The organism is Haloarcula marina, from assembly GCF_024218775.1.
In the GTDB taxonomy this organism is placed as follows: domain Archaea; phylum Halobacteriota; class Halobacteria; order Halobacteriales; family Haloarculaceae; genus Haloarcula; species Haloarcula marina.
On the sequence record NZ_CP100404.1, the window covers coordinates 195,283 to 222,129 of the forward strand.

The 26,847-nt window shown below is 68.2% G+C and carries 24 protein-coding genes; 13 read left to right on the top strand and 11 right to left on the bottom strand.

Translation table 11 applies throughout. From position 1 onward, the window contains the following. Positions 1 to 16: 16 nt before the first annotated feature. From NJQ44_RS01015 to NJQ44_RS01040, 6 genes are all read left to right on the top strand, one after another. Positions 17 to 1,576, top strand: a complete 1,560-nt coding sequence (locus NJQ44_RS01015; protein WP_254272824.1) for an ABC transporter ATP-binding protein — start codon at positions 17 to 19, stop codon at positions 1,574 to 1,576. Further along, entirely contained in the window at positions 1,573 to 2,817 is a 1,245-nt protein-coding gene (locus NJQ44_RS01020; protein WP_254272825.1) for an ABC transporter permease, read from the top strand. The genes NJQ44_RS01015 and NJQ44_RS01020 overlap by 4 nt, the downstream gene beginning before the upstream one ends. Continuing rightward, a complete protein-coding gene (locus tag NJQ44_RS01025) occupies positions 2,810 to 3,862 on the top strand; it encodes an ABC transporter permease (RefSeq protein WP_254272826.1) in 1,053 nt (350 codons plus the stop codon). Before NJQ44_RS01020 ends, NJQ44_RS01025 begins: the two co-directional genes overlap by 8 nt. 117 nt (positions 3,863 to 3,979) lie before the next feature. Then, on the top strand, positions 3,980 to 6,652 hold the full coding sequence (gene leuS, locus NJQ44_RS01030) for a leucine--tRNA ligase (protein ID WP_254272827.1): 2,673 nt from the start codon (positions 3,980 to 3,982) through the stop codon (positions 6,650 to 6,652). A 191-nt stretch (positions 6,653 to 6,843) separates the two neighbouring features. Next, entirely contained in the window at positions 6,844 to 7,494 is a 651-nt protein-coding gene (locus NJQ44_RS01035) for a cupin domain-containing protein (protein WP_254272828.1), read from the top strand. Between the two features lie 70 nt (positions 7,495 to 7,564). Continuing rightward, a complete protein-coding gene (locus NJQ44_RS01040; RefSeq protein ID WP_254272829.1) occupies positions 7,565 to 7,771 on the top strand; it encodes a heavy-metal-associated domain-containing protein in 207 nt (68 codons plus the stop codon). Here NJQ44_RS01040 and NJQ44_RS01045 read toward each other — a convergent pair. Together NJQ44_RS01045 and NJQ44_RS01050 are read right to left on the bottom strand one after the other, a co-directional pair. After that, on the bottom strand, positions 7,768 to 8,187 hold the full coding sequence (locus tag NJQ44_RS01045) for a GIY-YIG nuclease family protein (protein ID WP_254272830.1): 420 nt from the start codon (positions 8,185 to 8,187) through the stop codon (positions 7,768 to 7,770). The two genes, NJQ44_RS01040 and NJQ44_RS01045, sit on opposite strands and share 4 nt — an antisense overlap. Positions 8,188 to 8,193: 6 nt before the next feature. Then, on the bottom strand, positions 8,194 to 8,484 hold the full coding sequence (locus NJQ44_RS01050) for a hypothetical protein (RefSeq protein ID WP_254272831.1): 291 nt from the start codon (positions 8,482 to 8,484) through the stop codon (positions 8,194 to 8,196). Positions 8,485 to 8,571: 87 nt separating this feature from the next. Here NJQ44_RS01050 and NJQ44_RS01055 point away from each other — a divergent pair, with 87 nt between their 5' ends. Next, the gene (locus NJQ44_RS01055; protein WP_254272832.1) at positions 8,572 to 9,204 is read left to right on the top strand and encodes a rhomboid family intramembrane serine protease; all 633 of its coding nucleotides are present in this window, start codon (positions 8,572 to 8,574) and stop codon (positions 9,202 to 9,204) included. 1 nt (position 9,205) lies between these two features. Here NJQ44_RS01055 and NJQ44_RS01060 read toward each other — a convergent pair whose 3' ends face one another. Then, complete coding sequence (locus NJQ44_RS01060; protein ID WP_254272833.1) at positions 9,206 to 9,943, bottom strand: ribonuclease H-like domain-containing protein; 738 nt, start codon at positions 9,941 to 9,943, stop codon at positions 9,206 to 9,208. Between the two features lie 121 nt (positions 9,944 to 10,064). On the opposite strand from NJQ44_RS01060, the gene NJQ44_RS01065 reads away from it, so the two are divergent. Continuing rightward, positions 10,065 to 10,445 (top strand): universal stress protein, encoded by a 381-nt coding sequence (locus NJQ44_RS01065; RefSeq protein WP_254272834.1) that lies wholly within the window; start codon positions 10,065 to 10,067, stop codon positions 10,443 to 10,445. On the opposite strand, the gene NJQ44_RS01070 is transcribed toward NJQ44_RS01065, so the two are convergent. From NJQ44_RS01070 to NJQ44_RS01080, 3 genes are all read right to left on the bottom strand, one after another. Beyond that, the gene (locus tag NJQ44_RS01070) at positions 10,438 to 11,172 is read right to left on the bottom strand and encodes an AAA family ATPase (RefSeq protein ID WP_254272835.1); all 735 of its coding nucleotides are present in this window, start codon (positions 11,170 to 11,172) and stop codon (positions 10,438 to 10,440) included. The genes NJQ44_RS01065 and NJQ44_RS01070 overlap by 8 nt on opposite strands. 63 nt (positions 11,173 to 11,235) lie before the next feature. Further along, positions 11,236 to 11,661, bottom strand: a complete 426-nt coding sequence (locus NJQ44_RS01075) for an HIT family protein (protein WP_254274359.1) — start codon at positions 11,659 to 11,661, stop codon at positions 11,236 to 11,238. Between the two features lie 39 nt (positions 11,662 to 11,700). Further along, positions 11,701 to 12,345 carry a uracil-DNA glycosylase gene (locus NJQ44_RS01080; protein WP_254272836.1) on the bottom strand — a complete coding sequence of 215 codons (645 nt, stop codon included), beginning with the start codon at positions 12,343 to 12,345 and terminating at the stop codon, positions 11,701 to 11,703. A 79-nt stretch (positions 12,346 to 12,424) separates the two neighbouring features. On the opposite strand from NJQ44_RS01080, the gene NJQ44_RS01085 reads away from it, so the two are divergent. Continuing rightward, a complete protein-coding gene (locus NJQ44_RS01085) occupies positions 12,425 to 12,595 on the top strand; it encodes a DUF4177 domain-containing protein (protein ID WP_254272837.1) in 171 nt (56 codons plus the stop codon). A 15-nt stretch (positions 12,596 to 12,610) separates the two neighbouring features. Here NJQ44_RS01085 and NJQ44_RS01090 read toward each other — a convergent pair whose 3' ends face one another. Both NJQ44_RS01090 and NJQ44_RS01095 read right to left on the bottom strand, forming a co-directional pair. Further along, positions 12,611 to 12,988 (bottom strand): DUF7344 domain-containing protein, encoded by a 378-nt coding sequence (locus tag NJQ44_RS01090; RefSeq protein ID WP_254272838.1) that lies wholly within the window; start codon positions 12,986 to 12,988, stop codon positions 12,611 to 12,613. 53 nt (positions 12,989 to 13,041) lie between these two features. Next, on the bottom strand, positions 13,042 to 15,684 hold the full coding sequence (locus NJQ44_RS01095) for a PAS domain S-box protein (RefSeq protein WP_254272839.1): 2,643 nt from the start codon (positions 15,682 to 15,684) through the stop codon (positions 13,042 to 13,044). Positions 15,685 to 15,870: 186 nt separating this feature from the next. On the opposite strand from NJQ44_RS01095, the gene ileS reads away from it, so the two are divergent. The 3 genes from ileS to NJQ44_RS01110 all read left to right on the top strand — a co-directional run bounded on the left by ileS (position 15,871) and on the right by NJQ44_RS01110 (position 21,135). Then, the gene (ileS, locus tag NJQ44_RS01100; protein WP_254272840.1) at positions 15,871 to 19,119 is read left to right on the top strand and encodes an isoleucine--tRNA ligase; all 3,249 of its coding nucleotides are present in this window, start codon (positions 15,871 to 15,873) and stop codon (positions 19,117 to 19,119) included. Positions 19,120 to 19,350: 231 nt separating this feature from the next. Then, positions 19,351 to 19,785, top strand: coding sequence for an ester cyclase (locus tag NJQ44_RS01105; protein ID WP_254272841.1), 435 nt, complete (start codon positions 19,351 to 19,353; stop codon positions 19,783 to 19,785). Positions 19,786 to 19,881: 96 nt separating this feature from the next. Continuing rightward, on the top strand, positions 19,882 to 21,135 hold the full coding sequence (locus NJQ44_RS01110; RefSeq protein ID WP_254272842.1) for an MFS transporter: 1,254 nt from the start codon (positions 19,882 to 19,884) through the stop codon (positions 21,133 to 21,135). A gap of 6 nt (positions 21,136 to 21,141) precedes the next feature. Here NJQ44_RS01110 and prs read toward each other — a convergent pair whose 3' ends face one another. From prs to hemL, 3 genes are all read right to left on the bottom strand, one after another. Next, positions 21,142 to 21,996 carry a ribose-phosphate diphosphokinase gene (gene prs, locus NJQ44_RS01115; protein ID WP_254272843.1) on the bottom strand — a complete coding sequence of 285 codons (855 nt, stop codon included), beginning with the start codon at positions 21,994 to 21,996 and terminating at the stop codon, positions 21,142 to 21,144. Positions 21,997 to 22,268: 272 nt separating this feature from the next. Next, complete coding sequence (locus tag NJQ44_RS01120) at positions 22,269 to 23,078, bottom strand: HVO_0234 family beta-propeller protein (protein WP_254272844.1); 810 nt, start codon at positions 23,076 to 23,078, stop codon at positions 22,269 to 22,271. Position 23,079: 1 nt separating this feature from the next. Next, positions 23,080 to 24,417, bottom strand: coding sequence for a glutamate-1-semialdehyde 2,1-aminomutase (hemL, locus tag NJQ44_RS01125; RefSeq protein WP_254272845.1), 1,338 nt, complete (start codon positions 24,415 to 24,417; stop codon positions 23,080 to 23,082). Positions 24,418 to 24,642: 225 nt separating this feature from the next. On the opposite strand from hemL, the gene nasA reads away from it, so the two are divergent. Further along, entirely contained in the window at positions 24,643 to 26,712 is a 2,070-nt protein-coding gene (nasA, locus tag NJQ44_RS01130) for an assimilatory nitrate reductase NasA (RefSeq protein WP_256557220.1), read from the top strand. Positions 26,713 to 26,847: the final 135 nt, after the last annotated feature.

The following is a 26,847-nucleotide window of genomic DNA, read 5'->3' on the forward strand; positions in this document are numbered from 1 at the left end:
CCGACGACACCGGACAATGAGTAAGGCCGTTCACCTCGATGGCATCACGAAGCGGTTCCCCGGCGTCGTCGCCAACGACGCGGTCGACTTGGCCGTCGAACGCGGGACGGTCCACGCGCTGCTGGGCGAGAACGGGGCCGGGAAGACCACGTTGATGAACGTCCTCTACGGGCTCTATCAGCCCAACGAGGGCCGCGTCGTCGTCGACGGCGAAGAGCGGCAGTTCGACTCGCCGCGGGACGCCATCGACGCGGGCGTCGGCATGATTCACCAGCACTTCATGCTGGTCGACCCGATGACCGTCGCCGAGAACATCACGCTCGGCAACGAACCGCGGAAGTGGCTGGGCCTGACCGTCGACCGCGAGGCCGCCGACCGCGAGGTCCGTGACCTGGCCGACCGCTACGGGTTCGACGTCGACCCCGACGCGATGGTCGAGGACATCGGCGTCGGCGTCCAACAGCGGGTCGAGATTCTGAAGGCGCTGTACCGCGGCGCCGACGTGCTCATCCTCGACGAGCCGACGGCGGTTCTCACACCCCAGGAGGTCGAGGACCTCTTCGCGGTGTTCGAGGAACTCACCACACAGGGCAAGACGATAATCTTCATCACGCACAAACTCGGCGAGGCGATGACCGCCGCCGACGAGATAACCGTCCTGCGGGGCGGCGAGAACGTCGGCGTGGTCGCGGCCGACGCGGTCACGCGCGAGGAACTGGCCGAGTTGATGGTCGGGCGCGAAGTCCTCTTGGACGTGGACCGTCGTGCGGCCGACCTCGGCGCGGAACGGCTCAGGGTCGCCGACCTGACCGTCGAGGACAGTCGCGGTATCCGGGCCGTCGACGACGTTTCGTTCTCTGTCCGCGCGGGCGAGGTGTTCGGCATCGCTGGCGTCGACGGCAACGGCCAGTCGGAACTGGTCGAGGCCATCACCGGCCTCCGGCGGGTGCAGTCGGGCGGCGTCGCGCTCGACCGGACCGACGTGACCGACGCTGGCCGTCGCGCCCGTATCGAGGCCGGGATGGCCTACGTCCCCGAAGACCGACAGGAACGCGGCCTCGTCATGGAGTTCGACCTCGTGAGCAACGGCTTACTGGGGAGTCAACACAGCCAGCCCTACGCCAGCGCGGGGCGTATCGACTGGGAACAGACCCGCGCCCACGCCGAATCCATCGTCGGGGAGTACGACGTGCGGCCGCCCGACGCGGACGCGACCGCCGAGGCGCTCTCGGGCGGGAACCAACAGAAGTTCGTCGTCGGTCGGGAACTGGCCCGCGAACCGACAGTCCTCGTCGCCTCGCATCCGACCCGAGGGGTCGACGTGGGGTCGATGGAGTTCATCCACGACCGCATCGACGCGCTCCGAGCGGCCGGGGTGGGCGTCGTGTTGGTCTCGTCGAAACTCGACGAGGTGACGTCGCTCTCGGACCGACTCGGCGTCATGTACGAGGGTGAAATCGTCGACGTGGTGGACCCCGACGCCGTCACCGAGGAGGAACTGGGTCTCCTGATGGCCGGGGAGGAACCCGACGACGTTCCGCGGGTCGGCCGGGCCGACGGAGGGGACGGGCGATGAGCGGTGCCGACTCCGACCGCGAGTGGGTCGCGACGGTCCGCCAGCGACTCATCGCGCTCGGCCAGACATCGGCGGGCGAGCGGGTGCTCATCGCCCTCTCGGCGCTGGCGCTGTCGGTGCTGGTCGGGACGGTCATCGTCTTCGTCGCCGGACTGGTCGCCACGTGTCGCGACCCCGTCCTGACGCTCGGCGGGACGACGCTGTGTTACGACCCCTTCTACGTCTTCGACCGCCTGTTCCTCGGTGCGCTGGGCGACCCGTTCGCCGGCGGCTGGTCGCCGCTGAACCCGCAGTTCGCGCTCACGCTCCGGGAGACGACGGTGCTGATATTCACCGGGCTGTCGGTGGCGCTGGCGTTCAGAGCGGGCATCTTCAACATCGGGACGCAGGGGCAACTCATCGTCGGCGGCCTGCTGTCGGCGCTGACGGTGCTGTGGGCCGCCCCCCTCGTAAGCGGCGGCCTCGGCGCGCTTCTCCTCGTCCCGTTGGGTATCGCGGCCGGGGCGGTCGGCGGCGGTGCGTACGGAGCGATACCGGGCGCGCTGAAGGCCTACGCCGAGGCGAACGAGGTCATCACGACCATCATGCTCAACTTCGTCGCGGTGCTGGTCGCGCGCTATCTGGTGACGGGGCCGTTCAACGACCCCAACAGTCAGGCCAACCAGACGCCGCCGCTCCCCGAAATCGGGCAGTTCCCCTCGGTGGTGTTCGACCCCCGAACGGACTTCTCGATATTCGCACTCCTGCTCGCGCTGGCGTTCGTGGGCGGCCTGTACTACCTGCTGACCCAGACCGCCTTCGGCTACGACCTCCGGACGGCGGGCATCCAACCCGCCGCGGCGGAGTACGGCGGGGTCGACGCCGCCCGAACCATCGTCGCGTCGCTGACGCTGTCCGGGGCCATCGGCGGCGTCGGCGGGGCGGTGTACGTCATGATGATACTCGGGAAGTTCCAGACCGGCGTTCCGAGCTACGGGTTCGACGGCATCACCGTCTCGATTCTGGCGGGGAACAACCCGCTCGGCGTCGTCTTCGCGGGGGCGCTGTTCGGCGTCCTCAAGTCGGGGTCGACCGTCGTCGCGTTCGCGACGAACGTCCCGCCGCAACTGGTCGGCGTCCTGCGCGGCCTCATCATCCTCTTCGTCGCCATGCCGGAGTTCTTCAGGCTGGTCGGCCGCCGTCTCGCCGCCAGGGAAGACGATGCGGGACCGGCCCCCGTCGGAGGTGGCGCGGATGACTGACGCCTTCGACGGGCGACCCTCGGGGCGCGTCCTCGTCGCTATCGTCGCGGCGCTGGTGTTCGTCGGACTCGGTGTCGCGGCCCTCGTCGCGCCCGAGTCACAGGTCGGGCGACTGTTCGGCATCGTCGTCTCCGCGTCGACGCTCGCCGCCACACTCCGCCTGTCGGTCCCTATCGTCTTCGCCGCCATCGGCGGCATCTTCGCCGAGAAGTCCGGTGTCATCAACATCGGACTCGAAGGCCTGCTCATCATCTCGGCGTTCACCGCGGTGTTCGGCGCGGACCTGACGGGGTCGCTGTGGCTCGGCTATCTGGTCGCCGTGGTCGCGTCGACGGCGCTCGCTGGCCTGTTCGCCGTCGTCTGCATCGAGTTCCGGGCCGACCAGATAATCGCCGGGCTGGCGGTGTGGCTCATCGCGCTCGGACTGGCCCCGTTCGGGTCACAGGTGCTCTACGGCGGCCCGAACACCGACAGCGTCGGCACGCTCAGCACCATCACGGTGCCGCTACTGTCCGACATCCCCTTCTTCGGGGCGCTGTTCGACGCCTCGCCCGCCGTCTACCTGATGTTCCTCGCCGTCGCCGTCGGGTGGTACACGCTCAACCGGACGACCTTCGGCCGGTGGGTCCGCGCCGCCGGGGAGAACCCGAAGGCGTTGGACACCGCTGGCGTCGACGTATCTCGGGTGCGCTACGCCGCCGTCCTGCTGTCGGGGACGTTCTCCGGGATGGGCGGCGCGTCGCTGGCGTTCAGCATCGGCCAGTTCACCGGCAACGGGCCGACGATGGTCAACGGCAAGGGGTTCATCGCCATCGTCGCGTACCTGTTCGGGAACTACAACCCGGTCGGCGCGCTGCTGTCGACGGCGCTGTTCGCCGGGCTAGACGCCGTCCAGTTGCGCCTCCAGACGACCGACCTCTACGCCCTGCCGGACTCGCTGGTGCAGACGATTCCGTTCGTCGCCGTCATCGTCGTCCTCGCGTTCGTCGGGAAGACCCGACTGCCCGAGGCCGCTGGCGAACACTACGAATCCGGCGAGGAGTGACCACCTCGGCCGGTCGTCGACTCGCGCTACGGTCCTCTCGTGGTCCGTCGAAGGGGCGTGAATCCCCGACGGGAGCCGAACACTCATGTGTCACGGCGACCCACACCGAGGTATCGAATGTCGCGCCGATACGACCACGCACGGGTCAAGGAGTACTGGCAGCGCGTCTGGGACCGCGAGGGCGTCTACGCCTGTCCCGACGACGCGGCGGACCCGACCTACGTCTTGGGGATGTTCCCCTACACCTCCGGGTCGTTGCACATGGGCCACATCCGCAACTACGCCATCACCGACGCGTACGCCCGGTATCGCCGGATGGCGGGCGACGACGTGCTGCATCCGATGGGGTGGGACGCGTTCGGTCTGCCCGCCGAGAACGCCGCCTACGAGCGCGACACCGACCCCGAGTCGTGGACGCGGTCGTGTATCGAGCGGATGCGCGGCGACCTGGAGGAGATGGGCTTTGGCTACGACTGGTCCCGCGAGATAACCACCTGCGACCCCGAGTACTACCGCTGGAATCAGTGGCTGTTCGGCCGGTTCTTCGATTCGGGACTGGTCGAGTACGACGCGGCGACGGTCAACTGGTGTCCCGACTGCGAGACGGTGCTCGCCGACGCGCAGGTGGAGGCGACGGCCGACGGCGGCCACGACCACGGGCAGGGCGGGGTCTGCTGGCGGTGTGGGACGCCCGTCGAACAGCGGGATTTGGACCAGTGGTTCTTCACCATCACCGACTACGCCGACGAACTGTACGACGGCCTCGACGATTTGGACGGGTGGCCCGAAGGGGTCCGTGACAGCCAGCGCAACTGGATCGGGAGACAGGAAGGCGCAACCGTGGCTTTCGGGGTGAACGGCCACACCGTCGAGGCGTTCACGACCCGTCTCGATACGGCCTACGGCGCGACGTATCTTGCGCTCGCACCCGGCCACGAAGTCGTTCGGGAACTCGCGGCGAACGACGACGCCGTCGCCGAGTACGTCGAGTCGGTCGCCAACGCCGACGACGCAGGCCTGACTGGCGTCGAGACGGACCTGACCGCGACCCATCCCTACACCGGCGCGGAGATTCCGGTGTACGTCGCCGCGTACGTCTTAGACGACGTGGGGACGGGCGCGGTCATGGGCGTCCCCGCGCACAACGAACGGGACCACGCCTTCGCTGCCGAACACGACCTACCCCTGAAACAGGTGGTCGAACCCGTCGACGGGAGCGGGACGAACCTTCCCGAGGACCCCTACACCGACGACGGCATGCTCACCGACAGCGGCGCGTACGACGGCCTCGCCAGCACGGCTGCCCGCGACCGACTGCTGGAGAACGACGCCGCCGAGGCGGCGACCACCTACCGCCTGCGGGACTGGCTCATCTCCCGCCAGCGCTACTGGGGGACGCCGATTCCCATCGTCCACTGCGAGGACTGCGGGCGGGTCAGGGTCCCCGACGAGGACCTGCCGGTCGAACTCCCCGAGTACGTCCAGACGACCGGGAATCCCCTCGATGCGGCCGATGAGTGGAAACAGACTACGTGTCCCGACTGCGGCGAACCGGCGACGCGCGAGACGGACACGATGGACACGTTCGTCGACTCGTCGTGGTACTTCCTTCGCTACCTCTCACCGCACTTCGAGGGCGCCCCCTTCGACCAACAGACGGCCGACGAGTGGCTTCCCGTCGACGTGTACGTCGGCGGCGAGGAGCACGCCGTGCTCCACCTCCTGTACATCCGGTTTTTCACGCGGGCACTCGCCGACCTCGGCCTGCTGGACCGCCGGGAACCGGTCGACCGCCTCATCAATCAGGGGACGGTGCTCCACAGCGGCGAGAAGATGTCCAAGTCGAAGGGCAACGCCGTCGCCCCCCACGAGTACGGCGCGGAGACGACCCGGTTGTTCGTCCTCTCGGCGGCCCATCCCGCACAGGACTTCGAGTGGACGGTCAAGGACGTCTCGGCGGCCTACGACTTCCAGCAGACCCTCTACGAGATGGTCAGCGAGTTCGCGGAGATGCGCCGTTCGGCGGCCCGAGCGGACGGGGACGACAGGGGCTACCGCACCGAGAGCGCGCCCCACGACGCCTACCTCGAGCGCGAAATCGACCGGACCATCGCCGCCGTCACCGAGGAGTACGACCGGTTCCGATTCCATCGCGTCGTCGGCGAACTCCAGCGGTTCGCGCGCCTGCTCCGGCGGTACGCGAGCTACGACCGCCCCTACAAGTTCGCCTACAGTCGCGCCCTGCGTGTGCTGGCGAAACTGGTCGCGCCAATCGCGCCCTACCTCGCCGAGGAACTGTGGCTCTTGCTGGAGGAGGACGGCCTCGTGGTGACGGCGGCGTGGCCCGAGTCGCTGCGCGACGTGGCCGAGTTCCGCATCGAGCGCCAACTCGTGCGGACGACGCTCGACGACGTGCGCGACATCACCGAGGTGGTGGACATCGAGGACCCCGACGAGATAGACATCGTCGTCGCCGCGGACTGGAAGTACCGCGCCTACGAGGTCGCTCGCGCCGCCGACCCCGGCGACGCAATCGTCGGCGAAATCATGAGCGACGAGTCGATACAGGCCCACGGCGACGCCGCGGCCGACTACGCCGCCGACCTCGCGGACCGCGGGGCGGGACTGGAACCGATAGTCGACGGCGACCGGGAACTGGACGTGCTCTCGCAGGCGACGTGGCTGTTCGAAGAGGAGTTCGGGGCCGACGTGACGGTGCGGCGGGCGGACGGCGAGGGTGACCTCTCGAAGAAAGCCCGGCCGAACAAGCCAGCTATCCACATTTCCTGAGCCGAAACCGGCCGCCGTCGTCGGGATTCGCGGTCAATGTCGGGTGGTGTCGGTAACGTCGCCCTAGCCACGGTTACCTCACCTTGATGTATGGTATCACAACACAACCGCGAGTGCCGATACCGCTGTCGGCACATAACTACGGTGGACCGTGAACGTACTCCATTCGGGGGTTACGCCCCGGAGAGATTATGACACGAACCGACGAGCCACAGAGACACGCCGACAGCGACGATTCCTCGTCCGAGGGACCACACGAGGAGGGTATCGACACGAACCGTTTCGCTTCCCTACCGTTCCTGCGACGGGACTTCCTCTCGGATTCCGCGAAACTCGGCGTCGGAGCGCTCGCACTTTCCTCGACCGGCGGCAGTGGTGTCGCCGCCGCCCAAGCCGAGGACGGACAGACTGACGACGGGCAGGTCGACCAACCCGAGGGAGCGAGCGTGGAAGTGCTGGCCCCGCACGCGACGTTCACCGACGAGGTGGGCCTGTCCCTCGGCGTCACGTTCGAACAGGGTGGCGAGGAGGCCGCGTTCGTCCGCGACGCGTCGACCGTGGTCCTCGCTCGGGTCACGCTCGAACCCGGCGGGACCACCGGGTGGCACACGCATCCGGGGCCGGTCGTCGTGAACGTCATCGAAGGACAACTGGAAATCGTGTTCGCCCACACCTGCATCACCCACACCTACGAGGCTGGCAACGCGTTCGTCGACCCCGGCGGCCACGCCGAAATCGCGACGAACCCGAGCGACAGTCAGCAAACGGTCGCCTACGCACTGTTCTTCGGCGTTCCCGACGGCGAGTCGCCGACGACACACGTCGAGCCACAGGACTGCTGACGGGTCGATGGCGTCCCCACGACGCCCTCGGCCGAAGCGGTTTTTGCCTCAGTGGTCGCTACTTCGATTCGTGAATACGCGAACGCTGTCCGTTTCGGGGATGTCCTGTACCGGATGTGAAGCGACAGTCGAGGAGGCGCTCCGCGGCATCGAGGGCGTCGAGTCGGTGTCGGCCGACCACGAGGAGAACACCGTCGCCGTCGAGACGAGCGGCGACGTCGACGCGGACGAACTTGCCGCGGCCGTCGCGGACGCGGGGTACGAACTCGTCAGTTAGGCCTCGACTGCGCGCTCGTGGGCGCGTTCGACCGTGGCGACCAACGCGTCTCGGTCCTCACGCCGTACCAGGTGCGAGCGACAGCGACAGTCAGAACAGCCGAACCCGGGTACAGCGTCGCCCGCGTCCAGTAGCCGCTCGGCGACGCCACACTCCACGTCGGCCTCGGTGGTGACCACGGCGTCGACACTGGTCGATGGGTCCCCCAGCAGGTAGTCAATGTGCCAGTGCCGGGCCGTGTTCTCGCCCGTGGCGACGGCGCGGTGGCGGTCGACGCGGCTGAACCCGCCCGGTCCGAGCGCACTCCCGGTGTAGGCGTACCACCCGGCGGGGAGCGACCGCACGCCGAGCGCGCCGATTTCGACGGTGCCGTCGCTCGTCCGTTCGAGAACGAGGGTGTACGTGCCGCCGTCCATCCCGGCTCAGGACCCCATCTCGGGGTCGGCCGCCAGGTCGCCGTAGCCCGCCAGTCGGAACGCTCGGGAGTCGGTGCAGTCCTCGGTGGCGGCGGCGAGTTCGCCGATAAGCCAGTCGAAGCGGTGGCCGAAGTCGTCGTACGGTGCGGTCGCGAACGCCGACACCACGTCGTCCGCGGTCAGTTCCTCGGCGTACTGCTCGGCGAAGGCGGCGACGTTCTCGGCGGCCGTCGCCGCCGTCTCGTGGTCCGTCTCGTCGGCGAACGCCTCGGTCAACGCGTCGGTGAGGTCGGACATGTCTGGTCACAGATGGGCCGGAAAGGTATGCGTTCTGGACTCGCGACCACCGGGCGTTTCTTGTGGACTCCACGATAACACGTGGGTATGCGTCGCCGCCTCGTCGGCAGTCCGACGCTCGTCACGCTGGCGGCCCTCGTCGCCGTCTTCGCCCTCCAGCAGGTCGTGGGGCTGGTGGCTCGCCAGCGGACGCTGTTCGCGCTGTCGAACCCGCTGTTCGCCCAACCGTGGACGCTCGTCACCAGCGTCTACGCCCACGCCAGTCTCACCCACTTGCTCGCCAACGCCGTCGCGCTGGCGTTCGCCGGACTCGCCCTCGAACGGACCACGACGAGCGCACGGTTTCACGGCTTCTTCGTCGGCGTCGGCGCGCTCTCGGGGGTCGCACAGGTCGCCTTCGCGGGCCTGGTCGGGTCGCTGCTTCCGGGCGTCCCGGCGAGCGTCAGCGTCCTCGGCGCGAGCGGGGCCATCTTCGGCCTGTTCGGCTACCTGCTCGCGTCGAACCGCCTCACCGAAACCGTGGTCGGCGGGTTTTCGCTCTCGCCGCGGGTCCAACTCGCCGTCGGCGGCCTGCTCGCGGCGCTCATCACGCTGTTGACGGCCAATCCCGGGGTCGCACTCGTCGCCCACTTCACGGGCCTGTTGCTCGGGTTCTTCGCCGGACGCACACACCTACTCCGGCCCCGCGGTGCGGGACCGGCCGACCCGGCGCAGTTCTGAACTACCGGACGAAAACCTGCTCGTCGAGCGACCCCGTCACCTCGTCGGCGAGCGTCCGGAGGTTGACGGTGTCCTCGCGGTTGTACGACACCAGCGTTTCGAGTGCGCCGTCCCGCCCGCTCTCGTGTTCTCGCCAGAGGCGCACCGCGTCGCGCCCGGAGATGTCCGGCCGGTCGCGTTCGATGCCGACGTCCTGTTCTATCTGTTTCAGGCCGCCCGAGAGGCCGAGCTTTTTGCAGGTGTACATCAGGTCGAGGTGCGGGCGGTCCAGGTTCACGTCGAAGTTCGCTTCGAGGAAGGGTACGTCGAAGCGCTTGCCGTTGAACGTCACCAGCAGGTCGGCGTCGCCAAAGGCCGCCCGGAGGTTCCCCGTCGTCAGGTCGTCCCCGGCGACCAGCGTCTCCGTCTCGTCGCCCTGATGCAGGCTGACGGTCGTCACCTGGTTCCGCCGTTCGTCCAGTCCGGTGGTCTCGATGTCGAAGAAACACGCCCGGTCGCGGAACGTCTCGTACAGTCGCCACTGCTCGCTGTTGGGGAACCGCCGGTCGAAGTAGGCGACGTCGCCTTCGTCGAGGTAGGGTCGTCCTTCCTCGATGAACGCCGCGATGCGGTCGCCGCGCTTCCCGCCGACGACGCTCGGTTCGAACTCGTCCCAGTGTGTGATGCCCTGCTCCCAGATGGAGCGTTCTGTCTTCTCGCCGACGCCGTCGACCCCGATGAAACTGTTCTCGACGCGCACGCTGTCGGATAGAGTGGCGGGTGTATGTAAGTTCGTTGGGTGGCGAGGAGCGCGCGAAGCGCGCCCCTCGAAGCGAAGCACTGCCGAAACGCCGAAGCCACCCGCACGCCCATCCCGAGGTATGACCGAGTATCTCGTCGCCGCCTCGTCCGTCCACGTCACCGCGGCCGCCGCCGACTACCTCCAGCCACGTCTGGACCCGAGCGCAGACAGCGTCGTCGTGGTCGGCGTTCGAGAACCGGACGCCCCCACTCGCGACGCCGAGGACGCCGCGAACGTCGCGCGGTCGCGCCTCGCCGTCGCGATGCCCGCGACGGAAACGAGAGACGGCGACCCCACCGAGGAACTGCTGGCGGCTATCGACGAGTACGACCCGGACGAGGTGCTCGTCGGGGCGAACCGCGGGACTGCGGGCGCGACCGGGGTCGGGTCGACGGCGACGGCGTTGCTCGAACGCATCGACCGGCCCGTGGTGGTCGTTCCGTTGCCGGACCTCAGTTGAATCGGTCGAGCATTCCCGGGTCGGGGAAGGTGAGGTCCAAGTCGATGTCGAGGAGTCCTTCGGTGGCCTGCGCGACTGCCGGTGCGAGCGCCGACGACGGGTCCAGTGCCGTCGGAACCTGCGCGTCCGTGGACGCCTCCGGAATGCCGTAGTCCGCGTCGGGAAGCGTGATAGCGCCCTCGGCGTCCGCGCGCGTCGCGACGACGGCCGTTTCGGGCGCGCCGAGGTCGCGGAGGCGGCCCTGTTGTCTCGGGAGGAGGTCCCGTCCGCGGCGAGTCGCGGGCGCGACGAGTGCCCGTCTCTCGGCGGTCGCCAGCGCCGCCACGGACTGGTTGGCCGCGACGGGCGGCACGTCCAGCAAGACGTGGTCGAAGCGCGTCGCGGCGTCGGCCACGGCCGTCTCGAAGGCCCGGGCGCTCTCGGGCGTCTTCGCGCGGGCGAGTCGCTCGAACGGCGCGTGGGCCGGGCAGAAGGCGATTCGGCCCGGCGCGTCCAAGTCGGCGTCGTACAGCGCGTCGCCCAGCGCCGCGTCGCCGGTCATCACCGCGGTCACGTCGTCACCGATGCGCCCCTCGACGTGCGTCGCCAGCCCCTGCGTGGCGACGGCGGCGTCGAGGATTGCCACCGACCGGCCCGCGCGGGCCAGCGTCGCCCCCATCTCGACGGCCGTCCTGGTCGTCCCCGCGCCGCCCGTCGCCCCCACGAGTGCAAGCGTCCCACCGTTCATGGACGGGACTGTCTCGCCTCATCACACAAAAAGTTCCGGAACAGATTCGAGGAAAAGAACCGGTCAGGCCGCGTCCTCGATGGCCGTCGCGATGTCGTCGAGTTCGTCGTCCGCGAGGTCCGGACGGTCGCCGAAGAGCGCGTGAATCGGGCGGCCGCCGTCGTCGGAAAACCGCGGGACGATGTGGCCGTGGACGTGCGGGACCTCTTGGCCCGCTTCCTCGCCGTTGTTGAACGCGACGGTGCTGGCGGGGGCGTCGACGGCCGCCTCGACGGCCGGTGTAAGCCGGTGTAGCGCCGCGAACACGTCGCTCGCGGCGTCTTCGGGCAGGTCGGCCATCGTCTCGTGGTGGGCCTTCGGGATGACGAGCGTGTGGCCCGGCGCGAGGGGGTTGGCGTCCAGGAACGCGAGCACGGCGTCGTCCTCGTAGACGGTGCGACTCGGGATGTCGCCAGCGACTATCTGACAGAAGATGCAGTCGTCCATAATCGGCGGTGCGGGCGGCGGCCGTATGAAGGTTCGGGGGCGTTACGCCCCGGCCACCGTCGTGCGGATTTCGTCGACGTACTCCGCGTAGGTGTAGTCCAGCCGCGACAGCCACACTTCCTGATAACTCGGGTGGAGGAGCGGGACCACGGGAACACCGAGCGTCTCACTCGTCTCGACCGTGAGGACGCTGTCGAGGAATCCGCCGACGACGTTGCCGTCGAGGGCACGAACTGTCTCGGTGGCGTGTTTCCCGGTCGTGAGGACGGCGCGGGGCGCGACGGTTTCGACTTCTTCGACCAGGTACGGGCGGCAGTTCGCCAGTTCCGCGGCGCTCGGGTCGCGGTTGCCCGGCGGGTGGCACTTCACCGCGTTCGTGTAGTAGCAGTCGCCGTGGCCGAACCCGGCGTCGGCCAGCAGTGTCCGCACCTTCCGGCCCGACCGGCGGGAGGTGTAGGCCATCCCGGTCCGGTTGCCGCCGCGCCACGGGTCGGTGTCGTCGTCCGCCCCATCCGTCGCATCCGCGGGGTCGCGACCCTCGGCCGGGGCTTCGCCGACGACGACTACCGCGGCGGTACCGGGGCCGTTCCCCCACGAGATACATTCGCGGGCGTCCACGAGGGCGGGGCAGCGTGTGCAGTCCGTCGCGAGGACGTGCCGTTCGTCGGCCGCGGGATACTCGGGCACGCTCGATTGCAGGGGCGGACCGTGCAAAGCCGTGGCGGTCACCACAAGACGTTTGCCGGTGGTCGCCGCGACACCGAGTGTGACCTCCTACGAGTATCGACTGTTCGAAGTGGATACGGGTATGTTCGGCGGCAGCAGCGTCCCCGTCGACGAACTGAACGAACTGGGTGCCGACGGCTGGGAAGTCGTCGCGCCGATTACGGAGAACAGCGGGCAGACGGCGGGCCTGTTGCTCAAACGCGAACGCTGAACGGGGCCGGACGACTCAGCGATTCGGCCCCCCGACCGGGTCGTCGCTGAGCGTGTCGGTCGGGGGTACCTCTAGCCAGTCATCGCCGACCAGCGGCGGGTCGTCGCTTTCGGCCACGTTTTCCTCGGGGTCGTAGCTGACCATCCCGGCCGCGTCGAGTTTCGGGAGGTCGACGTGATGGAGCAGTATCTTCGTCTCTCTGTGTTCCGCCGGGGTGACATCGGCGACGGACTTTCCGTGCGCTACCGCCGCGACCTCGGTCGCCAACTCGGCGAGCGGATGTGGTCCCTGCGTTCCTGTTACGGCGGCGAGCACTGCACGGCGGCGGTCGTTCCGGAGGATATCGAGCGCAGTCTCGACCGGTATCGTCGGCGCGTGTAGATACGCGTCCATACTCGTCTCAACACCAATCACCACCATTAGTGATGTACCGGATTGGTCCGGTATCAGTCGTGGTCGACCGACGGGGTCGTCGAGGAGAAGTAGCGGTCGAGCACCTTCGCCGTCGCCACGCGGAGATGTTGGTTGAACGTCGACGAGGAGATGTCGAGCGAGGCCGCCAACTTCTCGCCGGTCGTCTGCCGCCGCGGCCAGTCGAAGTAGCCCGCGTGATACGCCGCTTCGAGGGCCGCCCGTTGTCGGTCGGTGAGGTGGTCGTCACCGTCGCTGTCCCACGGGATTTCGGCGTCCCGTTCGCCCTCTCGCTTCGACCGTAGCCACACGTCGACGCCGCTCTGCTCGATACGGTCGACGTACTCCCGAACGTCCGTATCGAGGGTGACATCGACGACGAACTGGCCCTCGCCGTCCTCGAACGCGCCGCCGCGTATCTGACCGCCGCCGTCGATGAGCGCCGCAATCGGCGAGGTCCCGTCGACGCGCGCTTCCAAGACGCGGTGCGGACCGTCGCCGACCACGCGGACGCTCTCGACGGCCGGGAGGGTCGACGCGGCGCGCTCTATCGCCGCCGGGTCGGCGTCGTCCACGTCGACGTACAGCAGGTACCGACTGCGTTCGATGGGGACGATGCCCTCGAGAGTCCACCGGCCGCCGACCCGTTCGTTCAGGGCCAACAGCGGCGCGTCCGCGCCGGTTACCGTCAGTTCGAGTTCGAGGAACGCCGTGGCGTGGAGGAGTTTCTTCGCCTGAATCGCGTCCAGCGCCGTCCCGACCAACTGTCCGAGTTCGACGAACACGGCCTGCTCACGCGGTCCGAACGCGTCGGTGGTATCGCCGCCGACGGAGAGGACACCGTAGACGACGCCCTCGTGTTCGATAGCGACGTTACAGACCGTCTGGACGCCGAGGGTGCGTGCCGTCTCGCGGACGACGGACGGCACCGACGGATTCGCTTGGAGGTTCCGCAGGACGGTCGACTCGCCGGTTGTCGCCGTCGTCCGCATCGCGGCTTCCAGCGGACTCGCCTCGGTCGTCCGGAGCGCGTCGAACTGCGCCGAGGTGAGACCGGCCACGTGTCCGACCGCCGTCCCGTCGTCGTGGTCCGTCTGACTCGTCACGGCGACGGGGTAGTGCTCGACTTCGACGAGTCCCTCACACACCGACGCTTCGATCGTGTCTCGGGTCGTCTCGCCGACGATGCTCTGAATCGTCCGCCGAATCGCGTCGTTGGTGTTGGCGAGACGCTCGAGTTCGTCGCGCTGGTCGGCCAGTCGCCGCTCGTCTTCCTTCCGCTCGGTGATGTCCCTGAGCGCCGAGAGGTGTAGGCCCGGTGCCACGTCGGCCGTCGCGGCGAAGTCGACGATTCGCACCTCGCCGTCCGGGCGGACGAGGGGGAACTCGCCGCGGCCGGTCCCCTCCGCGATGAACGCCTCCCACGCGGCCGCGACATCGTAGCCTTCCGGCGCGAAGTCCGCGACGTTGCGGCCCACGAGTTCGTCTTCGGGGAGGCCGTAGAGGTCGCAGGCGGCCGGGTTGACCGAGACGTAGGTACCGTCGTCGTCGGCCAACACCAGCGCGTCCAGCGTACTGTCGAAGATGCTCTGTAACTGTTGCTCGCGCTCTCTGGTCGCCTTGGCCTGCACTTTCTGTTCGGTGATGTCCCTGAAGGTGACGACGACGCGCGCTACTTCCCCGGCCTCCGAGAGGACGGGCGCCGCGCCGACCGACACACTGATTCGAGTGCCGTCCGCTCGCCTGAGCGTCTGCTCGTGCCCGACGGTCGGTTCGCGGGTCCGCAGTGCGATGGAGAACGGGAACTCCTCCTCGTCGAGCGGTCGGCCGTCGGGATGGCGGACCTCCCACGTCGGTTCGCGGAATGACTCGTCCAGTAGCGTCTCCCGGTCGACGCCGAGGATGTCCGCGGCGCGCTCGTTGACCCGAGTGAACTGCCCGTCCGGCGCGAGGACGCAGATGCCGACCGGACTCGCCAGCAGCAACTGCTCGACGAGGTCGCGTTCGCGTTCGAGCGCTGCCTCGTGGCGCTTTCGTTCGGTCACGTCCCGGAAGTACACCGAGAGCCCCGTCGCAGAGGGGAACGCGCGCAACTCGAACCACGTCTCGGTCGCGGGTCCGTGCCACTCGAAGCCTACCGGCTCCTGTGTCTCCATCGCTCGCTCGAACGCTCGCTGGGGCGTCGCGTCCGCCACTGCGGGGAACTGCTCCCAGATGGTCGTCCCGAGGAGCGACTCACGGGGCTGGCCCAGTATCGCTTCGGCGTGGTCGTTGACGTAGGTGTAACGCCATTCGGTGTCGAACGCGACGATACCGTCGGTAACCCGCGAGAGGACGCTCCGGAGGGCCAACTGCTCGGGCGCGTCCGTCCGGCAGTGGTACACAGCGAGCGCGCCGGGGTCGGCAAGCGTCTCGACGGTCACCGAAAGGCTCCGCTCGCCGTCGGGGGTCGTCACCGTCAGGTCGTGAGTCGCGGGCGAGTCGCTCGCACCGGACGGGTCGGGGAGGGCCGCACCGAGCGCGTCCGAGCGAACAGATTGCCCGACGATGTCGTCCGCCGACCGACCGAAGACGGCGTCGACGCCCGGGGACGCCCAGACGACGGTCCCGTCGTCCGCACTCACCAGCACACAGTCGGCCCCGTCGTCGGCCGTGTATGGCTCGCTATCCGAATCCATGTCTGCTCGCGACAGCGCCGCCTTGGGGTCGTCCGAAGCAGCCGTCGCTGGTGTTGCCACAGAAGCTAGTCTCACAAATAAGCGTTCTTGTAACTATTTTTGCCTGACACTTGTGGGGCTGGAACCCACTCTCGGGCGGCGTAGCTAACCGATTGTCCTTTAATGCCCGCGGCGGTTTGCTTGGATATGGAACGGTTCGCTGCGGTCGACGACCAGTACGACCCCGAGAACGTCGAGGAGGGGGTCTTCGACTACTGGGACGACGTCGACGCCTACGAACAGACGGTCGAGCACCGCGCCGACGGGGAGGACTTTTTCTTCGTCGACGGCCCGCCCTACACCTCCGGGGCGGCCCACATGGGAACGACGTGGAACAAGACGCTGAAAGACCTCTACATCCGCTACCACCGGATGCAGGGCTACGCCGTGACCGACCGGCCGGGCTACGACATGCACGGCCTGCCCATCGAGACGAAAGTCGAGGAGCGTCTGGACTTCGAGAACAAGAAGGACATCGAACGCTTCGGCGAGGAGAACTTCATCGAGGAGTGCAAGGCCTTCGCCGAGGAGCAACTCGACGGGTTGCAGACGGACTTTCAGGACTTCGGCGTCTGGATGGACTGGGACAACCCCTACAAGACGGTCAACCCCGAGTACATGGAGGCCGCGTGGTGGGGCTTCGAGAAGGCTCACGAGCGCGGACTGGTCGAACAGGGTCAGCGCTCCATCAACCAGTGTCCCCGCTGTGAGACCGCTATCGCCAACAACGAAGTCGAACGCGAGGAGGTCGGCAAACCGTCTATCTACGTCAAGTTCCCCCTCGCGGACCGGGAGGGGTCGCTCGTCATCTGGACGACCACCCCGTGGACCATCCCCGCCAACACGTTCGTCGCCGTCGACGGCGACGTGACCTACCAGGGCGTCCGCGCCGAGAAAGACGGCGAGGAGGAAGTCCTCTACGTCGCCGAACCCCGCGTCGAGGACGTGCTCTCGAAGGGCCGCTACGACGACTACGATGTCGTCGAGGAAGTGACCGGCGAGGAGATGGTCGGCTGGGAGTACGACCACCCGCTGGCCGAGGAAGTACCCGACCACGCCCAAGCCGACGGCTCGGGACAGGTCTACACCGCCGACTACGTCGACGCCGAGGACCAGACCGGTCTGGTCCACTCCGCGCCCGGCCACGGTGAGGAGGACTTCGAACGCGGCCGCGAACTCGGCCTCGAAATCTTCTGTCCCGTCGGCGGCGACGGCGTCTACACCGAACAGGGCGGGAAGTACGCGGGCACGTTCGTCCGCGACGCCAACGACGAGGTCATCGCCGACCTCGATTCGAAGGGGTACCTGCTCGCCAGCGAGTCGGGCTACACCGTCAACGAGGGGCACTGCTGGCGCTGTGACACGGGCATCGTCCGCATCGTCACCGACCAGTGGTTCATCACGGTCACCGACATCAAGGACGAACTGCTCGCCAACATCGAGGACAGCGAGTGGCATCCCCAGTGGGCGCGGGACAACCGCTTCCGGGACTTCGTCGAGGACGCCCCCGACTGGAACGTCTCCCGCCAGCGCTACTGGGGCATCCCCATCCCGATATGGCTTCCCGATAGCGAGGCGACAGCCTCGAACGGAAGCGGCGAAGCCGCTGAAGGCTGGAGCGGCGACATGGACGACGCCATCGTCGTCGGCGACCGGGCGGAACTCGCCGAACGCGTCGACCAAGATATCGACCCCGAGACGGTTGACCTCCACAAGGGGACCGTCGACGACCTCACGATTACGGAGGACGGCACGACCTACACCCGCGTCGGCGACGTGTTCGACGTGTGGCTGGACTCCTCGGTGGCGACGTGGGGGACGCTCGACTACCCCGAGCAGACCGAGGACTTCGAGCGCCTGTGGCCCGCCGACCTCATCATGGAGGCCCACGACCAGACCCGCGGGTGGTTCTGGTCCCAACTCGGGATGTCCACCGCCGCCACGGGGAAGAGTCCCTACGAGGAGGTGCTGATGCACGGCTACGCGAACATGCCCGACGGCCGCGGGATGTCCAAATCGAAGGGCATCCTCGTCGACCCGCACGAGGTCATCGAGAAGCACGGCCGGGACCCGATGCGCCTGTTCCTGCTCTCCGTGACCGCGCAGGGCGAGGACATGAACTTCTCGTGGGAGGAGACACAGGAGATGCAACGGCGTCTCAACATCCTCTGGAACGTCGCCCGGTTCCCGCTGCCGTACATGCGCGCCGACGACTTCGACCCCGAGGAGACGACCGTCGAGGACGTGCGAGACGACCTCGAACTCGCCGACGAGTGGGTCCTCTCGCGCCTCCAGAGCGTCGAAGCGGCCATGACCGAGCACATGGACGACTTCGAGAACGACAAGGCCGCCGACGAACTGCTGGAGTTCGTCGTCGAGGACGTCTCCCGGTTCTACATCCAGGTCGTCCGCGAGCGGATGTGGGAGGAGGAAGACAGCGACTCGAAGCAGGCCGCCTACGCGACGCTGTACCGCGTCCTCGAAGAGGTCGCCGCGCTGTTCGCACCGTTCACCCCGTTCGTCGCCGAGGAGATTTACGGGTCGCTGACCGGCGAGGCGGGCCATCCGACGGTCCACATGTGCGACTGGCCCGAACCGACCGCGGACCTCCACGACCCGCAGTTAGAGGAGGAAATCGAGGTCGTCCGCGAAGTCGAGGAAGCGGGGTCGAACGCCCGCCAGCAGGCCGAGCGCAAACTCCGCTGGCCGGTCACTCGCGTCGTCGTCGACACCGACAGCGCGGCCGTCGCCGACGCGGTGCGGTCCCAATCGGCCATCATCGACGACCGCCTGAACGCCCGCGCCGTCGACGTGGTCGGCCCCGACGAGACGTGGGGCGAACTCAACTACTCGGCCGAGGCCGACATGAGCGAACTCGGCCCCGCCTTCGGTGACGACGCCGGACGCGTGATGAACGCCTTCAACGAGGCCCGCATCACCGACCCGTCGCTCGATGCCCTCGAAGGCGAAGTCGAGGAGTCGCTCGGTGAGAGCGTCGACCTGACGGAGGCGATGGTGACCTTCCGCCGCGAGACGCCCGACGGCGTCACCGGGACGGAGTTCTCGGCGCTGGACGGCGGCGGCGTCGTCTACGTCGACACCACGCTCACCGAGGACATCGAGAGCGAGGGCTACGCTCGGGAGGTCATCCGCCGGATTCAGGAGATGCGCAAGGACCTCGAACTGGACATCGAGGCCCGCATCGTCGTGGACCTCGCTATCGCGGACGACCGCGTGGCGTCGCTGGTCCGCGACCACGAGGCCCTCATCGCCGAGGAGGTCCGGGCCGACGAGTTCGGGGCCGTCGAGGACGGTCACCGCAAGACGTGGGACGTGGAAGGGGTCGAGATGGAGATAGCTATCTCTCCCGTGGCGGCGGCAGAGGCGTCCGACTAGGACCGCACGCGACCGGTGGGGGCCTACCACGTTTCTCGCCACCGTCAATGCAAGCGCTGACGCGTCTCGTTTCGCTCCGCGAACAGACGCGTTCGTCGTGCGTGGTGGCCGTGACGTGACTATTCGGTAACAATTGATACGTCTCAGCAAGGCGTAGATACCTGTAGCGCTCGCGTGCCAGCACGCGCCGCCACGGGGAGACACGTCGCACAGAGCGCATGGAGAACGAAAATGGCAGCAACAGCACCCATAGAGGAGGAGAAGCGACTCGCCCGGGCGTTCCCGGAGGAAGTCGCGACGAACGGGGACATCGACCGCATCGACGACATCTGCACCGAGGACGTCGTCGACCGCAGTCCGCTGGGAACGGTGCGAGGTCGCGAAGACCTGAAAGCACAGATGCGCGGCGTCCGCGAGGCGTTCGAGGGTTTCACCGCGACGGTCGAGGACATCGTCGCCGAAGGTGACACCGTCGCCATGCGGCTGACGCTCACCGGGAAACACGTCGGCGAGTTCATGGGCGTCCCGGGGACCGACCGCGAGGTCGAAATCGAGAACATGGTGTTCACCCGCTTCGAGGACGGGAAAATCGCCGAGCGGTGGGTCCAACCGGACATGCTCGGCGTGATGCAACAGGTCGGCGCGGTGGACATCCCGCCGAAGTGAGTCCTCGGGGGACCGGTCCGCTTTCTTTCAGCGTTTCGTCGGCGCAATCCCCCGAGACCGAAAGCGGTTAGGTAGGGAACAGACTGCTACCGGACAGTGACAGAGCGACGGCAACTACAGGCGCTGTTTTTCACCCGCTTCGCAAACGCCTTCGGCATCGTGACGCTGTTGACGCTCCTGCCGACGTACATCGACCTGCTGGACCCGCAGGGATTCGTGCTCGGGATGTTCGCCACTGGGCTGACGCTGGCGCAGGCGGGGACCGTCATCCCCGTCTCGTATCTGGGCGACCGCTTCGACAAGCGGACGATTCTCCTGGCGGGCCTCGGCCTCGCGACGGTGGTGTACGGCCTCTTCCCGCTGGTCGATTCGAGTTGGGGATTCGTCTTCGTCCGGGGGTTGCAGGGCGTCGCGGCTACCGTCGCGGGACTCCTCGGACTCGCGCTCGTGGGCCAACTCGCCCGCGAGAGCGAACGGGGCAACACCATCGGGATGTCGAACTCGTGGCGGTTCGCCGCGGCCATCGGGGGGTCGCTGTCCGCGGGGATTCTGTACGACGCGTTCGGCTTCGGCGCGGTGTTCGGCCTGCTGATGGCCGTCACTCTGGTCGCCTTCCTCGGAGTGTGGCTGTGGGTCGACGCCGACGAGACGACCACGGATGGGTTCGCGTTCGCGGACCTCGCGCTGAACCGCCGTATCCTCACCATCACGAGTTTCCGCGCCCAGTACGCCGTCGCCGTGACGCTCGTCCGGACGTGGGTCCCCATCTTCGCGGGCGTGGCGGCCGCTCGCGGTGGGTTGGGCTACAACGCGGCGATACACGGCGCGACGGCCGTCGCCGTCGTCCTCGCCGCCGAGAAGTTCACCAACATGCTCGTCCAGCCCTACACGGGGTCCCTCTCGGACCGTTTCGGCCGCGCCCGGTTCGTCTTCGTGGGCGGCCTCTGTTACGGCGTGGTCGCGCTCGTCGTCCCCTTCACGCCCGCCATCGGGACGGCGCTGGGCCTCCCGTCGACGTTCCCCTACTTCGGCAACCTCTCGGCGGCGTTCCTCCCGCTCGTGGTCCTGAACGGCCTGCTCGGCATCGCGGACTCCATCCGAGAGCCCGCGAGCATGGCGCTGTTCGCCGACGAAGGCTCGGGCAGCGGCGTCGCCTCCAGTTTCGGCGTCCGGGACTTGGTGTGGCGTCCGGGGTCGGTGCTCGCGCCGCTGGCGGGCGGGTGGCTGACGACGAACGTCGGGATGGAGTGGGTGTTCTATCTGGGCGCGGCGTCGGCCTTCACCGGCGTCGCCGCCTTTTTGGGCCTGCTCACGTATCAGCACGGCCGGGCGGGACTCGCCGAGTGGTAGGCAGAATCAGAGTTCGGCGGCGACGGCGGGCGCGGCGCTGACCTCGCTGACCGCGCGTTCGAGCGTGTCGGTGCCGTAGACGGCGTCGACGCCCGCGGCCGACAGTTTCGTGAGGGCGTTGCTCGCCAGCATCGGGTGGACGCAGGTGACGAAGATACGCCGAGCGTCCCGTTCGGCCAGCACGGCCACGGACTCGCTCATCGTCGACCCCGTGGCGATGATGTCGTCGACCAAGACCACGTCCCGACCCGCCACGTCGGCGTCGCTCGGCGTAATCTCGATGTCGCCGCTGTCGTAGTCCCGCTCTTTCTCGAAGAAGTCCGTCTCGCCCTCGCCGTAGGCGTCGCGGGCCGTAATCGGGAGGTCGATAGCGCCCTCGTCGGGCGAGAGGAACAAGGGGTCTTCGAGGTCCTCGGGCAGGGGGTCGGCGAGGAGGCCCGCGGCGTCGACGTGGGTCGTCGGCACGTCGAAGAAGTCACACACCGACGGCTCGTGGGGGTTGACCGTGATGACGCGGTCGGTTCCGGTCGAGATGGCCCGCGCCATCGCCCGCGAGGAGACGGGTTCGCCGGGCTGGAACGCCTCGTCCTGTCGGGCGTAGCCCATGTACGGGAGGACGGTGACGACGTCGCTGGCACCGGTCTCTCGGACGGCGTCCTGCAACTGGAGGAGTTGAACGTGGGCGTCGCTGTCGACGGTGGAGGCGACGACGACCGCTCGCTCGCCCTCGACCGCTTCCGGCACGCGCACCACGTGCTCGCCGTCGGCGAACCGTTCGTACTCGACGCGCCCCAGTCGCTCGCCCGTCTCCTCGGCCAGCGCCGCCGCGAACGCCTGTGTGTCGGCCCCGGGGATAATCATGTGCGAGGGGTGGCTGGCCGGGCTAAACCACTTTTCGATTCTAGCATCTGTTGGCGGTGGCTCTGGACGTATCAGCGGGATAGCGAACCGCCAGAAAGCCCCGCCGCGCTCGACTCGCGCGACTCACGGTACGCGCTCGCTTCGCTCGCGTGCTTGCGTCGTCGGGCGTCGCCGACCGCGTCGCCCCTTTCAGCCCACCCGCCTCACTCGTCTCATCGGCAGAACCCCGGCGGCCGTGTCATCGGCCGGAATCCGGGGGGTGACCACCCGACTCAGGCCACCGCGATACCGGTCACGTCCGGGACGCCAAGCGAGCGCTGTCGCCACCCGCCGCGGCCGTCGGCCGTGGCTTCGTCGGTGGTCTCGACGAGAACGGTCCCGTTCTCGGTGACGGCGTAGGCGTCGTCCGCGCGGCCGTAGGTCACGTCGACGACGCGCTCTCGGACCGGCAGGTCGCACTCGCGCCACTCGCCGTCGACCAGTTCGTACAGCGCGTCTTCGTCGTCGGCCGCGTGGGTTCGCTGGCCATCGCTCGCCACCGCGCCGTGCGCGCCCGAGCGGACTTCGGCCCAGTCGTCGCCGTCCCGGCGGTAGAGGCCGTCGGCCGTCGCGGCGTAGCCCGGCGCAACGTCACGTACGTCGGCCAGTCCGAGTCGCTCGCAGTCTGGCAGGCGGTACACGCCGTCGGCGGCCCCCAACAGGTCGCCGTCGATGGCGCGTACGCCCTCGATACTGCCGAGGTCGGCCCACTCGCCGTCGGCGTACCGGGCGACCCGGCCCGAACCGGCCGCGAGCAGGCCGTTGTCGTCGTAGCCGACGGCCGTCGCTGACCCGAATCCGGCAGGCGCGAACCCGTCGTCCGTCGAGACGAGCACCGATTCGTCGGTGGCGACGGCTATCTCGCCGCTCGACCCGGCGATGTCGCGGGCCGAACACCGCTCGGCGAGGCTGAATCGCCCTATCTGCCCGCCCGCCGTCTCGACGCGGGTGACACCGAGCCCCGACGACACGTAGGCGTGGGTCTCCGGGCGCGTCTCGCCGTACATCCGCTTCTCCGACAGGGAGATGTCGTCGTCGCTCACCCTATATCGCCTCTTTGTACGCCTCCAGCGCCTCGTCGATGTCTTCGGTCGTGTGGGCGTCGCAGACGAACTGCGACTCGAACTGGTTGACCGTGAGGAACACGCCCCGTTCTTTCATCGCGGGCCAGAACAGCCGTTCCCACCGTTCGGTCTCCGCCCGCTTCACGTCGCCGCCGTCTTTCGGGCAGTGGTCGTAGCGCGGACAGGACTCGCGCTGCCGACAGCCCGCTTCGCAGTGACCCTCGAAGGTATCGGGCGCGTTGCGGGTGAAGACGACCTTGAACATCGAATCGGTACCGACGACGGTGTACTCTGGCGCGCGGTCTTCGAGGATGTCCTGCAGGCCCGACCGGAGGCGGTCAGCGAGGCCGTTCACGTGGTCGTATACGTCGTGTTCGCCTGCATACCGCAACGTTTCGAGTCCGGCGGCCATCGTCACGGGATGGCCCGAGAACGTCCCGGACTGGAACACGTCACCGGCGGGGGTGAACTGCTCGATTATCTCGCTCTTGCCGCCGATTGCGCCGACGGGGAACCCGCCGCCGACGATTTTCCCGAACGTGGTGATGTCGGGGTCGATATCGAATTTCCCTTGTGCGCACTGGAGGCCGCCGACGCGGAACCCGGTGATGACCTCGTCGAAAATCAGGAGGGACCCGTGGTCGTCACACAGTTCTCGCAGGGTCTCGTGGTAGCCCTCGATGGGGTGGACGATGCCGTAGTTCCCGAGGATGGGTTCGGTGAGGACGGCGGCGATGTCCTCGCCGTGTTCGGCGAACACCTCGCGGGCGGCCTCGGGGTCGTTGAACGGCACGGTCAGCGTGTGCTCGGCGAAACTCTCGGGGATGCCGGGACTGGAGGGGTGGGTGTGGTCGCCCTCACCCTCGACGAGCGTGGACTCCTGTGCGCCGTGGTAGCCGCTCTGCATCACGACGATTTTGTCCCGCCCGGTGTAGCCCCGCGCGAGGCGGACGGCGGAGACGGTGGCCTCCGTCCCGGAGTTGACGAACCGGACCATCTCGACGCTGGGGACGTGGCGGGTGACGAACTCCGCGAGTTCGACTTCGACTTCGGTGGGCGCGCCGTACATCGGTCCCTCGGCGGCCCGTTGCTGGACGGCCGCTTGGACCTGTTCGGGCATGTCGTGGCCCAGAAGCAGGGGGCCATAGCCCATCACGAAGTCGATGTAGCGGTTGCCGTCGGCGTCGACGACGTGGCCGCCGTCGCCCTTCTCGACGAAGAAGGGATACGGGCGGACGGCCCGCACCGAGGAGTTGACGCCGCCGGGCATGACCGACAGCGCGCGGTCGTACAGTGCTCGTGAGCGCTCGTGGTTCATGACGCGGCGTTCGGCCGCTGTCTGAAAGAACCTGACGGGTCGGCGCTCGCGCCGTTCGGTCCGATTGGACGAACGATTCCAGATATTCGTGAAAGATACACTTTCGTCAAGAGATAGGGTTTTGTATTGGCTATCCATTCGATAAAGTAGAGATATGGTAGCCGAACGTACTTGTTTGACCCCATTCACTCCGCGGACGTGCGCCACGCGGGCGCGTGGTTCGGCGTGAGCGACTGGGTCCCGACGACGTGCATGCGGTGTGCCGTCGGGTGCGGACACATGCATCGGGCCGCGGACATCGGATACGGCATCGACACGGTACGCGGCGACGCTGCCCATCCCGTCAATCAGGGCCTCGCCTGCGCTCGCGGTATCGGAGAGAGCCGCGACCCCGACGGCCAGTGGCTCACCCGGCCGATGGTCCGGGACGAGGGCGAGTTGCGACAGACCACGTGGGACGTGGCGCTCGCCCGCGCCGTGGAGGGCCTGCGGGAGGCCCACGACAGGGACCCGGATTCGGTCGCAATCCTCGGGAGCGGCCAGCAGACGAACGAGGCGGCCTACGCCCTCGGCAAGGTCGCCCGCGGCGGGTTCGGGACGCGACTGTACGACGCCAACACCACGCTGTGCATGGCCTCGGCCGTCACCGCGTACTATCAGGCCTTCGGGAGCGACGCGCCGCCCTGTACGTACGCCGACATCGACGACGCCGAGCGACACGTCGTCTGGGGGGCCAACCCCGCCGTGGCCCACCCGGTCATGTTCCGCTGGATTCGACAGGGCGCCGACGAAGACGGCGTCGAACTGCTGACGGTCGACCCCATCCGCTCGGAGACGGCCGAGAACAGCGACCACCACGTCGCGCCCGACCCGGGCAAAGACCTCGCGTTGGCGCGGGCTATCCTCGCCCGACTGGTCGAGACGGACCGCGTCGACGACGAGTTCGTCGAGGAGTACACCGACGGCTTCGACGAGTTGCTGACGACCCTCCCCAGCGCCGCGGCGGCGGCCGCCGACGCGGGCGTCGAGATGGCCGACGTGGACCTGCTGGCCGACGCGATGGACCGCCACGCCCTGCTGTACTGGGGCATGGGCATCAACCAACACGTGCAGGGGACCGAGACGGCCCGCGCGCTGGTCGACCTGACGCTCGCCTCGGGGAACCTCCGGCCCGGCGGCGGTCCGTTCTCGCTGACCGGGCAGGCCAACTCGATGGGCACTCGCATCTGCTCCTCGAAGGGGTCGTGGCCCGGTCAGCGGGCCTTCGAGGACCCGAACCACCGCCGGACCGTCGCCAACGCGTGGGACGTGCCGGTCGACCGCCTCCCAAACGACCCCGGTCCCGGCCCCGTCGGGATGCTCGAAGCGGCACCCGACGCCGTCTGGACCGTCGCCACCAACCCCGTCGCGGGGATGCCCGACGCCGACAGCGCCCGCGAGTCGCTGGAGGACGCCTTCCTCGTCGCCCAGGACGCCTTCCACACCGAGACGACGGCACTGGCCGACGTGGTCCTGCCCGCGGCGACGTGGGGGGAGTCTTCGGGCACGACGACGAACATGGAGCGGACCATCTCGCGGGTCCGGGCCGCAACCGACGTTCCCAGCGGCGTCCGACCGGACATCGACATCATCGCCACCGTCGGGTCGCGCCTGTTCCCGGGCCTCTTCGAGAGCACGTCGCCGGACCCCGAGACGGTGTTCGAGGAGTTCGCGGCGCTCACCGAGGGAACGGTGGCCGACTGCTCGGGCATCACCTACGACCGACTGGAGGACGCCCACGCGGTCCGGTGGCCCGCGCCCGACGAGGAGAGCGCTGGCGGCTATCGGTACTACGACGGAGGCGAGGAGGAGTCGTGGTCCTTCCCCACTGCCTCCGGAAACGCGCAGTTCTCGACGGGCCAGCAGGGGTCGCTCCCGGAACCGACCGACGAGGAGTATCCGCTGACCCTCACGACCGCCCGGGAGGCCGACGGCTACAACACCGGCGTCCGCTCCCGGGGCGGCACGGCGGGTGACCTCGTCGCCCGCATCCACCCCGAGACGGTCGATGCCCACGCCGACCACGTCGCGGAGGACCGCCTCACCGTCACCTCTCGACGCGGGAGCGCGACGGTCCGTATCGACCGCGACGAGGGCGTCCCCCGCGGGATGGTGTGGCTTCCGATTCACCACCCGGCGACCAACCGCCTCACGCTCTCCGAGCGTGACCCCCAGTCGAAGGAACCGCACTTCAAGCAGTGTGCGGTGTGTCTCGTCGCACCCGACATCGAAGTGTCACCGGCGGCGGCCGACTGAGTCGGTATCTCGGCGAGCGGTCGTTTTCGGCTAGCGACCACTGCAGTAGCCGAGCGATATGCGTGCGAACTGAGCGCGCGTATCTCACAAACGAGTTCGGATAAATCGAAAAAAGACGTGTTTCTCAGCGGTCCG